Raw genomic sequence first — 12,386 nt, 5'->3', positions numbered from 1 at the left:
AAACTGATAAACCAATTTGAATATTCGAGTTTCTTCTACTTCATTTTTCTTCTCTGTAGTAAAAGAAAAAGAGTATATTGTCACATGAAGAATTACTATCTTCATATGACGATATACTCTCCTATCAAATTTTTATCTTTCTTGACATTTTATTTATACAAAAAAATAAAATTTTCTTTCATTTTTTGTTTCTCAACAATTGTTAACATAATATATTTATGAGTAACCACCATTCGAATGAATGACTTGCCCCGTAATCCATTTTGCTTCTTCACTTACTAAAAAAGAAATTAAGCGCGCTGCATCTGACGGTTCTCCTACTTTACCTTGCGGGAACTTCCATGCTAAATGATGCTTCAGCTCCTCTGTAATCCATCCTGTATTCGTCGGCCCTGGATCAACTGCATTCACTGTAATCCCCTTCTCCATCGCAACTGGTGCTACTGATTTTGTAAATGCTTCAATTGCTCCTTTCGTTGCTGCGTATGCTAATTCATCTGGCATCGGACCTAATGACTGTCCTGAAGTAAGATTAATAATACTGCCACTCGTTTTCAGTGCATAATGTTTTATAAATAATGAACTTAATAACATAGTAGCGCGAACATTCACTGTATAATGTTTATCTAACTGTTCTACATTTAATTCTTCAATTCTCGTATGAGCAGCATACGCTGCATTATTAATTAAAATAGATGGATCACCTAAACGTTCTGAGGCCATATAAAACAAACGATTTGGTGAATACGACTGCGATAAATTGATTTCTGCCATTTCACAGCGAACACCTAAACTTTCAATCTCCTCTTTCAACAAAAAGGGTTCTTTGTCATGCATTCCCCACGGCATCGCTTTATCATACTGAGACCAGTACGTGAAAAAAATGTCTATCCCTTCTTGAGCAAGCACCTTGCATACAGCTGCACCAATTCCATTCAGACGAGTTGCCCCTGTTACAATTGCTATTTTCTTCACCTTTTCTCCTCCATCTATGGATAAATCCCCTGCACGAATACAGAGGATCTATCTTTTTATTCAATATTTGACAATATGCGTTCTGCACCTAATTTTAAAATTTTAATGAAGATATAATTTACAATCGTAAACATTACAAATAAAACGATAAACATAACCCATAGTCCTACTTGAAGGAAGAAGTATAATAAACTTACTCCCGCAACAATAACTAAAGCTATAAAAATATTAGCTAAAAAATTCCACAAAGTTGTATATCGGCTCTTAAATAATTTCTGCTCTGTATCCCAATGTATATCTGCAGTTTGTGCATCCCAACGTGTACCGATTAAATTAATTAACAATAACCCGTTCGCACTTAGTAAAAACCACAGTAACATGAACACAGGAGAAATCCCTGCTACAACTGCCATCGTAATACCGAATACCGCTAAAATAATTACATTAATTAACCAAGCAGTGATTGCTTTCGCAAAAAAGATATCCGAAGCTTTTACTGGTAAATATCGATTCACAAACCATGAACTTCCATCTCGTGAAAATGACGTTGTTGCGATGACGTTACTTCCCATTAAAAATAACGATGCACAAAGACCAACGCCAATTGCAAGTCCTGCTGATTTTGGATTATCAATATACCCTGTGATCCACTTTAAATTCCCATCTTGCACGAATAAAACAAAGAATAACATAATCGGCATAACAAAAGTTTGTACGATACAATTTAAGAAAAATTGTGGTGTACGGAATAACGTTTTAAATTCTTTTTTCACATACGCTTTCAAATGTGAACTTTGTACCGTTGATTTCTGTAAGCCTTCTGCTGAAATGACCTCTTTTTTTGCTGTACTCGTTGAAAGTCCAATAACCCCTTTTAAATATGTACGCTCTGCAATGTAATAAAACAACACAAAAAATACAAATGAAATAAGTGCAAAGATGATTACGTATAAAGGACCCTTCCAATTTGCATTTTCTACTAATGCCACTGCCCCAAAATATGTAGTTGGAAAATAATTTGTCATTTGTACTAGAAGAGAAGATTCGTTGTTCGCAAGATAATTCGTAAGTGCATCTTCAGAAAACGAACTTTTATTTTTCCACTGTAAAAACACATTAATTCCTACAATAAATAGTATACTTACGATTCCAATAAATATATTGCCTCGATCTTTATTTTTCGCTATATTTGTATACCTCATAATAACTGTCATTAGTAATGAAGCTAATACTAACGGCACAATCGGGAAGAGTAAGTAAATAAAAATCATGTATATGTAATATGTAATAAATGCACTACTTTTTAACCCGTACGTAATAAAGATTGGTAATAAAATAAATGAACTCATTACGTATTGTGTAATTAATACCGTTAAAAACTTTGCCGAAATAATCTGCGCTGGCTTCAATGGTAACGGCAATAACATTTCAATGTCATTACTATAGTAAAATACAGTTAAAATGTTCGTTATACTCATTAAAAATACCCATATACTCGCAATCGCAAGTCCCATTGCGATAATCATTCCTGGGTCTTGCCCTAAATGTTTCATCCCTTCATACAATCCGTGCGTCATCGAACCAAATATTAAAAAGCCAACAAATAAAATGGCTGCAAATGAAAATACATACGCCCATCGCTTCTTCTTATCTGTTATAAAATCTGCATAATTTAATTTTAATAATACTTTCGTTAACGTCCAAATTTTACTCATTGCCCGTCATCTCCAAGAACATTTTTTCAAGTGATTCATTGGATTTAAAATGATCTCTCATTTCACCTAAATTCCCTTTAAACTGAAGTTTTCCCTTATTAATAATCGCGACGCGGTCACATATTTTTTCTGCCACCTCTAATACGTGTGTAGAGAAAAATACAATCTTTCCTTTATCCGCATGTTCTCTCATCATTTCTTTTAAAATATATGCGGATTTCGGATCAAGCCCCGTTAACGGTTCATCTAAAATCCATACATCTGGCTCATGCACGAGCACACCAATAATAACGATTTTTTGTCTCATACCGTGCGAGTAACTTTGAATTTGATCCGATAACGCATTGTAAAGATCAAATTTCTTCGCTAAAGACTCGATTCGCTCTTGTCGTACTTCTTTCGGCACTTCATACATATCTGCCATAAAGTTTAAATATTCAATTCCCTTTAATCGCAAAAACATATCTGGGCTATCTGGAACATAACCAAACGTCTTTTTCGCTTCCATCGGATTTTTCATAATATCTTTACCGTTAATCGTAATCGTCCCTTTGTCCACTCCATGAATACCAGTAATCATCTTAATTGTCGTTGATTTCCCCGCACCATTTGGCCCTAAAAATCCAAAAATTTCTCCGCTAGGCACAGATAAACTTAAATCTTTTACTGCATAGGTAGACCCATTATAACTTTTTGACACATTCGTAATTTCAATCATTCCATCCAATCCTTTCCTTAATTACCAAATAACTATATCAATATTATAGCATACTTCTATTTTTAGATTTTTATATTTTTTCAGTTTTTTTAACCTTTAAAATAAATATACACGCCTAATCCAACGATTAAAACGACAGCTAGTAAAATATAGATCATCGTCAGCCGTTTAATATTCCCTTTTGTCGCTTTACTATAATTCGCATCACCATTCCGCCCAATTAACACCGTTGCCACTACAGTAATCACTACAAGTAATACAACGATCATGATCCAAGTTAGCATTCCTTTCTCCCCCTCCTTACAACCATTTTACAATATTATCCTCTTTATTTCGCAGTATATTTCCTCTTTTTACTATTATTATGAAAAGAATTGGAAAACTATTATTACTTTACATTTCCACATGTGATATATTTATAACATAACGTGAATTATTTCTAACATTGCAAGGAGGACCTACCATGAAAACAACTTGGATAAAATATTTAGGATTTCTCGGTTTCTTCGGTTTCCTTGGCTTTTTTTACGAAAAAGGATTATTTACTATGTTCTGTTTCTTCTCCTTTTTCACATCGTATAGAACAGTTCAACACGATGAACTGTTTGAACAAATCGTCAATAAATCGTGCCGCAATGCCTTTATCGTTACATTACTAACGACCGCTATCATTATGTTTATTGAAATGTTATTTCCAAACCCTACACTACAAGAGATTGATATCGCTCTTATTTTCAGCACACTCATTCTTACGTTCGGCTTCTCTATGTTCTTTTATGATAAACCTGTTGATGAAATGGAAGATGCGCCATGGCGTTCATAACGAGAATAAAAGAATACCGCGCCAAATTGAACATGACACAAGAAGATTTAGCGAAAAGTGTTAGTGTACGCCGTGAAACAATTAGCCATCTCGAAAAAGGAAAATATAATCCTTCCTTACAACTTGCTCACGACATTGCGAAAGCACTTCATAGTACAATTGATGAGATTTTTATTTTTGAGGATTAATTAAGGACATAGAATTACATAAAAATACCGGCATCCTTCCCATGAAGAATACCGGTACTTCTCTTTTATCACCCATACAAAACAGCATGAAATACGCCTAACAGTAAGTATTGATCCTCTATATAATCTTCATCATATACATCCATCTCGATAGAATACATATCTTCCTCAAGACGAATATTCCAATCTGCGATTACATAACCGTTTCGTAATAACTTTCCAAGCCCAATTGAAGTTTTGTGAACAACATATTCTTCTCTCTTATATGTAAAGGTAAATAAGAAATTGGCATCTAATAACTTTCCATCACATACAAGTATTTCATGCTCTGTATCATTATGATCGATGTACGTTACTAAAATCCTTCTTTGACGCTGCCTACTTACATCCTTTGCAATGACGCGAATGTTGTCCTTACTATCCTTTATTTCATAAATGATATTACTACCGACTTTCGGAATAAAGTCTAGCACTTTCATCAACATATTTTTATAATAGCCCCGTACTGCGCCTACTCTTTCGCTTTCATTGTAAACCTCTATCGACGTCGTATCCGCTTTACTATCACACAGTCGTTTGTAAGAAAGCTGCATCATTCGCTCTCCTCTTAAGTACTGATCAAACGTAACGGGATATTTTATCGCGCGCAGTTCCTTATTTAGCTCATATAAATAGTGTTGAACGCTCTCTACTAATGTTGTAGTTGATATACGCTCTTGAAGTTCAAATTGTTGCCAACTTGAAAAAACTCTCCACTGATCTTCCTCTTCATATACGAATCCGAGAATTACTTCCTCACGGTCACTCGTTTCATAATTCAATTGTTCTTTCTGCCCATGTTGCACTTGTTCCATCCACTGTCCTAAATAAATGCCAAGCTCTGCAACCTTCATGCATGGCTTCTGAAAAAATACGCTGTCACTCGCGCGAATTGTTAAATCCCCTTCAATAAAGCCATTTGCATAAGCGGCATACCGTGGCTCATCCTTCTGCGGAATACTCTTGTCTAACTCAAATAAAAACGTTAACATCTTTCACTCACCTCTAGTTATTACACCGATCGTACCTATAAATTGAACGCAACTCAAATTATATCGACGATTTTTCCAATATATCTACCGTAACTCAAAATATATCAACACGATTAAAATGAAACTACCTTTTCTTCCGCCACTTCCACAATTCCTAAAATTTGTAGCAGACTCTCCACCTCATAAGTCAGCTTAACATCTGTCATATTTTCTTTCAAACTCGGATTATACCAACACGTATCAATGCCGTAATCTTCTCCGCCTTTCATATCAGAAGTTAGCGAATCTCCAACGATTAATACACTTGATTTATCAGTAATCCCAAACTTCTCAAATGCATAATCAAAAATCTCACGTGCTGGTTTTTGATGACCAACCTCTTCTGAAATAATAATATGATCAAAGAAATTACATAAAGGCGAATTTCCGATTCTAGATTGTTGCACCTTCGTATATCCATTCGTAATAATACCTAACTTGCAATCTTGTAAATTTTCACATAATTGCACTGCACCTTCTATAAGATGTACTTCTTTTCCTAAGTTTTCAAGGTATACATCACTAAATTGCTGCGCATCTACTTCTATATTATGAACGGCAAATAATTGTCTAAATCGATCTACTGCTAATTCACTTAGCGTAATCATTTTATTTTCTAAATCTCTCCATAATCCATTACTAATCTTTTTATAACTTGCAAGATAATCATTATACCCTGTAGGCATACCAAACTGTAGAAACGCGTTATGCAAAGCATTTCTTTCCGTTTCAGGAAAATCTAATAATGTATCATCTACGTCGAATAATATAACTTTATATTTCATTATGCTCTCCTCAACTAGTACGTTATTTACAACTTGTATTTTCTCATTAATTCTCTCTTAAGTCGAACTTTTTCCCTTTACGAATCCTAGATATACAGCAATCTTAAAGTTGTTTAAGGTACACGGGTCATGTTATTCAAAAATAATTAATTGTGAAAATACTATAAATTTGAGATAATTCGGATAATGAATCCGATTTTTCAAAAAGGTAATACAGGAATAGAAAGGAGCGGAAAGACATAGTAAATTCATGGGGAAGACCGAAAATACAAATCCCAAAAACAAAAAGTGAATGGGTTGGAGATATCATTGGATATTCATTGTTCTTTGGATCAATCATTTTTTTGATTATTATTTGGGGAAGATTACCCGAGGAAGTACCCGCACATTATAACGCATATGGGGATGTAGATCGCTGGGGATCAAAGTGGCAACTTTTGCTTCTGCCATTAATAGGAGCTTTCATACTCCTATTAATGCAAACTTTAGAAAAGTTTCCAGAAGTTCATAACTACCCACAAAGATTGAATGAATCAAATGCTAAGCAGTTTTATTTGAATAGTAGAAAAATGCTAAATCAATTAAAAAATGTCTGTTTACTTATCTTTGCTTTCATCCAATTTGAAACAATTTCAATCGCTTTAAATTGGAGCGGCGGTTTTGGAAAATTATTTTTACCGATATTGTTAATTGGTACAGTTATTCCAATTGTAATAGGAATAATAAGGCAACGAAAAATTTCATAATAGAAACAGGAGGCTAATCCAATTAGCCTCCCTCCTCATTATTTATCTTCTAGCAATAATGCTTTCATTTCCTCTAACGACTCTTTCGTAAAGCCAAGTGCTTTTTCAGCATACGCTTCAACTGAACCGTATTGCTTTTTCACTTCATCAATCGCAGCTTGTAAATATTCAGCGCGCGCTTCAAACATCGCACCTAATATCGCTCTACTTTCATCGTTTTGAAGTTTTGCACCTAAAAAGGCCATCATTTTTTCATTTAACTTTTCACGGAAACCGTTACTTAGTAAATAGTCTTCCATTACTGTTTTTTCCGGTACACCTAGTAAAAGTAATAATAGTGCTGATCCGAATCCAGTACGGTCTTTTCCAGCTGTACAGTGGTTTACTAACGGTAAGTTTTCTGGGTTTTGCGCTAAGTTTAAGAAGCTCACGAATGCTTCATTACCACTTACGAAATCTTGATTCATTTTCACAAGGTACTCGCCTGGTTTCCCTAACATAGAAAGGTCACCAACTTGGAAAAATTCATTTATGTTCAAGTCTTTCGCCAAGTCTTGCATAACTGGTAAGCATACTTGACGAGCACCTGTAATTTCTGGATTCGGCTTATGCTTCACTTCAAAGTCTGTACGGTAGTCACAAATTAACTTTAAGCCAGACTTTTGTAAATAGTCTATATCCCACTCTGTTAGTCCTGCTAATTCTTCAGAACGGTACAACTTGCCCCATTTTACTTTACGACCTTCAGTCGTTTCATATCCTCCCATATCACGGAAGTTAAACGCGCCTTTTAATGGTAATCTACGCTCAGCTACTGTCACTGCTTGTCCATTACTTCCAACTAGTCTAAAATATGGACGCTCATTTTCACTCGGGTTTACAAGTGTACATGATGATTCTCCATTTACCGTTGCAAGTAATTCTCCCGTTTCTTCAATATGATCTGGTGAAGTACTCCAATAAATGCGAACTTCTTCTATATTATTTTCCCATTTTATATGTAACGTATTGTCTTCATTTCTTTCTACAGTTGCTTGTAACCAATTTCTTTGCTGCTCCATTCTTTCACCAACGCTTTCTCATATAATCGAATCTTTCTCTATTGTATTATAGGAATATCTATTTTGTCGTTCTCATTTTTCTTTTTATCTTACAAATAGGCAAGAAGTTCTTTTACTTGTTCATAAGTTGTACACGGATTCCCGCTAAATAAGTTCAAGATAGTACTCCTAAAACTTCCTCACATATCGCTCAGTGGAACTAAGCAGCTGACATCCATTCTTCCCAAAAACATCCTTCATCCACTCATTTTGTACATTTGTCTCGCCAATATAATAAGATGCACCTATTTCTTTTAAGACAAACATTGCCCCTGTAAAGAATGCTGCTTCATACCCTTTATTTCGCATATTTGGAGCAACTGCGAAATACATTAGTTTTCCTTCTTCTAACGTCCCCTTTTCAATATGCGGGATTACAATCCCTATCGGCTCTTCATCGATACTCGCTGTTAAACAATGTTCTTTCCATTGCTCACCAATTTCTTGTAGCATCATATTTACAAATTGATCATAAGTGACTTGTTCTTCTGTCATCTCGTTCCAAAGAGAATAAAAAGCTTCTTCTCCTACTTCTTCAATAAGCTTAAAATTAATATCACTTTCTACATCTTCTACTTCATATATATCCTTAAACACAATCATGTTTTCAGTAGCATATTCAAATGAATACGTTTCGAAACATTTCTTATACACATCATAATTTGGGCTTTTTGAAGAAATTTCAAAATGCAAGTTTTCTATTCCCTCTTTTTCAGCCTCAGCAACGCAATATTGCATGATTTCCTTTAATTTCTCTTCTGTAAAAGGCTCTGCATTATTTTCTTTTATTATTATAGAAGAAGCATTTCTTCTTATTTTAAAATGTTTTTCTAACTGTTCTATAGTCATCATATACTTCCCTCATCTATATCATACTAGAATTTCTACTTGTTCTCCTTGCATGAGCAGGATTGTCCTTGAATATATAGAATACTAGAAAACATTGCATCTTTAAAGTGCGGAGGAGGTTCTCCATTGGATATTACAGCATTGCAACAACAGTTAGAGCTTATACAACAAAATGACTATACGCAACTGCAACATATAGATTTGAATGAGTTAACGCTCAATATGCTTCAGTATATCGGAACAACTGATAGTTACGTTCGTTACCAACTTATATATAAATGTTTTGCACATTTCATTCATCATGAATTCCTTATGGATGATCAACTGAAATTACTTCTACAAACTTGTTTAAGTGATGAGTATTTATATTATGACATTTACTCCCCACATACAGATGGGGTTTTCACACGTTCTTACACTGTTTCATTAATTGCGCTAATACTCCAATTCGCTAACTCGCACTACTTTTTCACAGAGGAGGACATTGAAGAAATAAAAAACAAACTCATTTCATATACAAACTTAGAAACGGATTTTCGAGGCTATATTGAAAATAAAGGATGGGCTCATTGTCTTGCCCACGTATCAGATGCCTTTACTGAAATTGTTCACAATTCCTATACGACCTTTGAGTGGTATGAAGAATTAATTCATTGTTTATTAAATAAAATTTTTATCCCATCGGATCTATTTCATAATAATGAAGATGAACGAATTGTTACACCGTTACTATCGATGCTATATCATGATTTTCCGCAAGATGAGTTAATTTCAATTATTTATAAAAAAATAAAAAGGCTTCCTCAAATTAGAAAACGCCTTTCACTTAATGAGTATTGTATATTATGTGCCAACATTAAAACCTTTTTACGCACATTATTTTTCAGAACGAAAGATGATTATAACTTAGCCTATACAGCACGTAAAACAGAAAGAATGTTAAAAGAACTTCCTAACTATTATTAAAAGCAAGGAGAAATAACATGGGTTATATTGAAGACATGAGAAATTTAGTAGGAAATCATCCACTTATTTTAATAGGTTCACACGCCATTATATTAAATGAGAACAATGAAATATTACTGCAGCTCCGTACAGATTTTAACCGCTGGGGTATTATTGGCGGAGCCTTAGAATATAACGAAACGTTAGAAGACGCTTTAAAGCGAGAAGTATATGAGGAAACTGGACTTTTCATCAAAAATCCAGAACTATTCCGTACATACTCAGGACCAGATTTCTTTCAAATCTATCCAAACGGCGATCAAGTACACGGTGTACTCGTTGTTTATATTTGCGGCGAATTCAATGGTGAACTTGTATGCGACCAAACAGAATCGAAAGAACTACGCTTCTTTCCGCTAGATGCGTTACCTAGTAATCTTCCTCCTGTTATTGATAGAATTATTAAGGAGTTTCAGCACTCCAATTAAAAAACATTACATAGTGTATATAGAAATAAAACAACCTCATTTCCCGTCATGATAACGCGAAATGAGGTTGTTATCGTTCACCGTAAATCCCTATTCCCCCAAAAATAACCAAATGATATTAACGTTCACTTTCTACAGCTGTATATCCCCTTACAAATAAGAGTGTTATATAAGAAGTAATGAATGAAAAAATAGTATACATGCCCACCCAAAAGAAAAATGATGGATCATACAATGTAACATTTAACATAAGAAAAATAAGAAATATTACCATTGGCATCACATAAAATGCACCTAATTTATATGTCCCAGCTATTGAAAAAATACAAATAAGCAATGGATATATACAGAAAATAAAAATGAATTCACTCACTGTTATGTCCCCCTTTCTGAAATAATAATAGGTTTCTCGTAAACATTTGGGGGAACAACAAAGTTTTATTTTTTATCAGTTATTAATAAATATAATGTTAGATTGTTATCTCAATCTGGTTTCCTTCAAGGTCACTTACTACACTTTCATAGTAACCATCCCCTGTAGTACGTGGGCCATTTAACACAGCATACCCTGCTTCACTTAATGTATTGGTTAATTCATTCACTTTTTCTTTACTACCTACAGAAAAAGCAATATGCGCATATCCTATTGTTTGTGTTTGTGTATTACCGTCTATCCCTACTTGCCTCATAAGTTCTAGACGCGCTCCACCTTCAAAAGTTATAAAATAAGATTCAAACTGCTTTTTCGGATTGTGATATAAGCTATTTTCTTCACCACCGAAGTACTGTTTATAGAAATCACGCATACCTTCTAAATCATTTACCCAAATTGCTACATGTTCAATTTTCATAATCGACACCTTTTCTTTCACAGGATTCAACCAACAATTTGATATTTAATTTTCTTTGCTTGCTCTTATAATCATCAGATCAAGTCCAAGGCTTTTTAATCCATATAAATAATCTTCTTTCCAATCGCTCACTGTTATTTTCGGAATATGTTCCGCTGGAATGTACTTCGGACAAGTTTTTACAATTTGATCTATTACAAATTGGTTCACTTCATCATCACAAAAGATAAAGGCATGCGGGTTAATAATAGCTATACATGTAGCTATTAAACGAGTAATAGCATCTATATTATATTGCTCTGGATTATTTGAATCTCTTACTGCATCTTCACTTCTCAAAGATTGTAAGAAGTTTTTATTATCATACTGTGGAACGAAAGATATCTCCCCTGAGAAAAAGGTACTCCCTCGTACCACATCTCCATTTATCATAATTCCCGCCCCTGGGCCGTTTTGACCTGAATACAAATATACAAGAGATGATTTATCATTATTTCCAGTATTTTTATAATAGCCAAGGACTGCGGCATTCATATCATTTTCTATTACTACAGGTATAGAAAACAGATTCTCCAAATGACTTTTCAAATTAAAATTTTGGAACTTTTCATAACCAGGTATATAAAAAATACGACCATTATCAACCGAACCAGGCACACCAATTGATATAGAGCTTATTTTCGGGAATGTAGCTATAAGACTTTCAATATGTTTAGATAATAGATTTACGCCAGTATCAATTAATACACTTGAAGTACTTCCTTGTTCTTTTACTTCCCCTAAACAGTTAAAAATGGTATAGTTTGTTTCATTTTTCTCTAAAAATATCGCTAATCCTAACATATATTCCGGATTATACGCATATCGTTTCGCTCTTCTTCCGCCACTTGAATCATCTAAACCGACTAAAGTGACTTCACCATCTTGTTTCATATTTTCTATAAATTTACTTATCGTTGGAAAACTAATTTCTAATGTATTACTAAGTTCAACTTTCGTCGCACTTCCTTGCTCTAGAAGAGCCGTACGAATGCCGCGAAGGATCGTCTCTTTAATCGATTTTTGAGTAACAAATTGTTCACTCAAATCGCTCACCACCTTAATCAACATACTTATTAAACACTTTTAATAAG

General features: G+C 34.2%; 16 protein-coding genes. 5 read left to right on the top strand and 11 right to left on the bottom strand.

Going from position 1 to position 12,386, the window contains the following annotated elements; genetic code table 11:
• Positions 1-216: 216 nt before the first annotated feature.
• The 4 genes from MNO09_RS13310 to MNO09_RS13295 form a co-directional block, all read right to left on the bottom strand.
• Entirely contained in the window at positions 217-975 is a 759-nt protein-coding gene (locus tag MNO09_RS13310) for an SDR family oxidoreductase (RefSeq protein WP_000716962.1), read from the bottom strand.
• Positions 976-1,031: 56 nt separating this feature from the next.
• Positions 1,032-2,690 (bottom strand): putative ABC transporter permease subunit, encoded by a 1,659-nt coding sequence (locus MNO09_RS13305; RefSeq protein ID WP_000036858.1) that lies wholly within the window; start codon positions 2,688-2,690, stop codon positions 1,032-1,034.
• The gene (locus MNO09_RS13300) at positions 2,683-3,408 is read right to left on the bottom strand and encodes an ABC transporter ATP-binding protein (protein WP_000570198.1); all 726 of its coding nucleotides are present in this window, start codon (positions 3,406-3,408) and stop codon (positions 2,683-2,685) included. The genes MNO09_RS13305 and MNO09_RS13300 overlap by 8 nt, the downstream gene beginning before the upstream one ends.
• An 89-nt stretch (positions 3,409-3,497) precedes the next feature.
• On the bottom strand, positions 3,498-3,692 hold the full coding sequence (locus MNO09_RS13295) for a hypothetical protein (protein WP_000958866.1): 195 nt from the start codon (positions 3,690-3,692) through the stop codon (positions 3,498-3,500).
• A gap of 179 nt (positions 3,693-3,871) precedes the next feature.
• Between MNO09_RS13295 and MNO09_RS13290 the strand changes: the two genes are divergently transcribed.
• Together MNO09_RS13290 and MNO09_RS13285 are read left to right on the top strand one after the other, a co-directional pair.
• Positions 3,872-4,231, top strand: coding sequence for a DUF2178 domain-containing protein (locus tag MNO09_RS13290; protein WP_000859218.1), 360 nt, complete (start codon positions 3,872-3,874; stop codon positions 4,229-4,231).
• Complete coding sequence (locus tag MNO09_RS13285; protein ID WP_000874186.1) at positions 4,219-4,419, top strand: helix-turn-helix transcriptional regulator; 201 nt, start codon at positions 4,219-4,221, stop codon at positions 4,417-4,419. The genes MNO09_RS13290 and MNO09_RS13285 overlap by 13 nt, the downstream gene beginning before the upstream one ends.
• A gap of 68 nt (positions 4,420-4,487) precedes the next feature.
• Here the strand turns inward: MNO09_RS13285 and MNO09_RS13280 are convergent, their stop codons facing one another.
• On the bottom strand, positions 4,488-5,450 hold the full coding sequence (locus MNO09_RS13280; protein WP_000955117.1) for a tubby C-terminal domain-like protein: 963 nt from the start codon (positions 5,448-5,450) through the stop codon (positions 4,488-4,490).
• Positions 5,451-5,563: 113 nt separating this feature from the next.
• On the bottom strand, positions 5,564-6,274 hold the full coding sequence (locus MNO09_RS13275) for a YjjG family noncanonical pyrimidine nucleotidase (protein WP_088107068.1): 711 nt from the start codon (positions 6,272-6,274) through the stop codon (positions 5,564-5,566).
• 320 nt (positions 6,275-6,594) lie between these two features.
• Here MNO09_RS13275 and MNO09_RS13270 point away from each other — a divergent pair, with 320 nt between their 5' ends.
• Complete coding sequence (locus MNO09_RS13270) at positions 6,595-7,020, top strand: DUF1648 domain-containing protein (protein WP_000464977.1); 426 nt, start codon at positions 6,595-6,597, stop codon at positions 7,018-7,020.
• A 38-nt stretch (positions 7,021-7,058) separates the two neighbouring features.
• On the opposite strand, the gene MNO09_RS13265 is transcribed toward MNO09_RS13270, so the two are convergent.
• Positions 7,059-8,081 (bottom strand): tyrosine-protein phosphatase, encoded by a 1,023-nt coding sequence (locus MNO09_RS13265; protein WP_000437816.1) that lies wholly within the window; start codon positions 8,079-8,081, stop codon positions 7,059-7,061.
• Between the two features lie 168 nt (positions 8,082-8,249).
• Positions 8,250-8,972: a GNAT family N-acetyltransferase gene (locus tag MNO09_RS13260; protein ID WP_000988268.1), complete on the bottom strand. Its 723-nt coding sequence runs from the start codon at positions 8,970-8,972 to the stop codon at positions 8,250-8,252.
• Between the two features lie 123 nt (positions 8,973-9,095).
• Here MNO09_RS13260 and MNO09_RS13255 point away from each other — a divergent pair, with 123 nt between their 5' ends.
• Both MNO09_RS13255 and MNO09_RS13250 read left to right on the top strand, forming a co-directional pair.
• Positions 9,096-9,935 carry a DUF2785 domain-containing protein gene (locus tag MNO09_RS13255; RefSeq protein WP_000355448.1) on the top strand — a complete coding sequence of 280 codons (840 nt, stop codon included), beginning with the start codon at positions 9,096-9,098 and terminating at the stop codon, positions 9,933-9,935.
• Between the two features lie 17 nt (positions 9,936-9,952).
• Positions 9,953-10,402, top strand: coding sequence for an NUDIX hydrolase (locus tag MNO09_RS13250; RefSeq protein ID WP_070168973.1), 450 nt, complete (start codon positions 9,953-9,955; stop codon positions 10,400-10,402).
• Between the two features lie 118 nt (positions 10,403-10,520).
• Here MNO09_RS13250 and MNO09_RS13245 read toward each other — a convergent pair whose 3' ends face one another.
• The 3 genes from MNO09_RS13245 to MNO09_RS13235 all read right to left on the bottom strand — a co-directional run bounded on the left by MNO09_RS13245 (position 10,521) and on the right by MNO09_RS13235 (position 12,339).
• The gene (locus MNO09_RS13245; protein ID WP_001288566.1) at positions 10,521-10,775 is read right to left on the bottom strand and encodes a YbeF family protein; all 255 of its coding nucleotides are present in this window, start codon (positions 10,773-10,775) and stop codon (positions 10,521-10,523) included.
• 97 nt (positions 10,776-10,872) lie between these two features.
• Positions 10,873-11,253 carry a VOC family protein gene (locus tag MNO09_RS13240; RefSeq protein WP_000687559.1) on the bottom strand — a complete coding sequence of 127 codons (381 nt, stop codon included), beginning with the start codon at positions 11,251-11,253 and terminating at the stop codon, positions 10,873-10,875.
• Between the two features lie 45 nt (positions 11,254-11,298).
• Positions 11,299-12,339, bottom strand: a complete 1,041-nt coding sequence (locus MNO09_RS13235; RefSeq protein ID WP_000003034.1) for an ROK family transcriptional regulator — start codon at positions 12,337-12,339, stop codon at positions 11,299-11,301.
• Between the last annotated feature and the right edge of the window lie 47 nt (positions 12,340-12,386).

This window comes from Bacillus sp. N5-665 (assembly GCF_022637375.2).
Taxonomy (GTDB): Bacteria; Bacillota; Bacilli; order Bacillales; family Bacillaceae_G; genus Bacillus_A; species Bacillus_A wiedmannii.
Note: the sequence above shows the minus strand (reverse complement) of the source record. Positions and strands in the feature narration are given on the sequence as shown.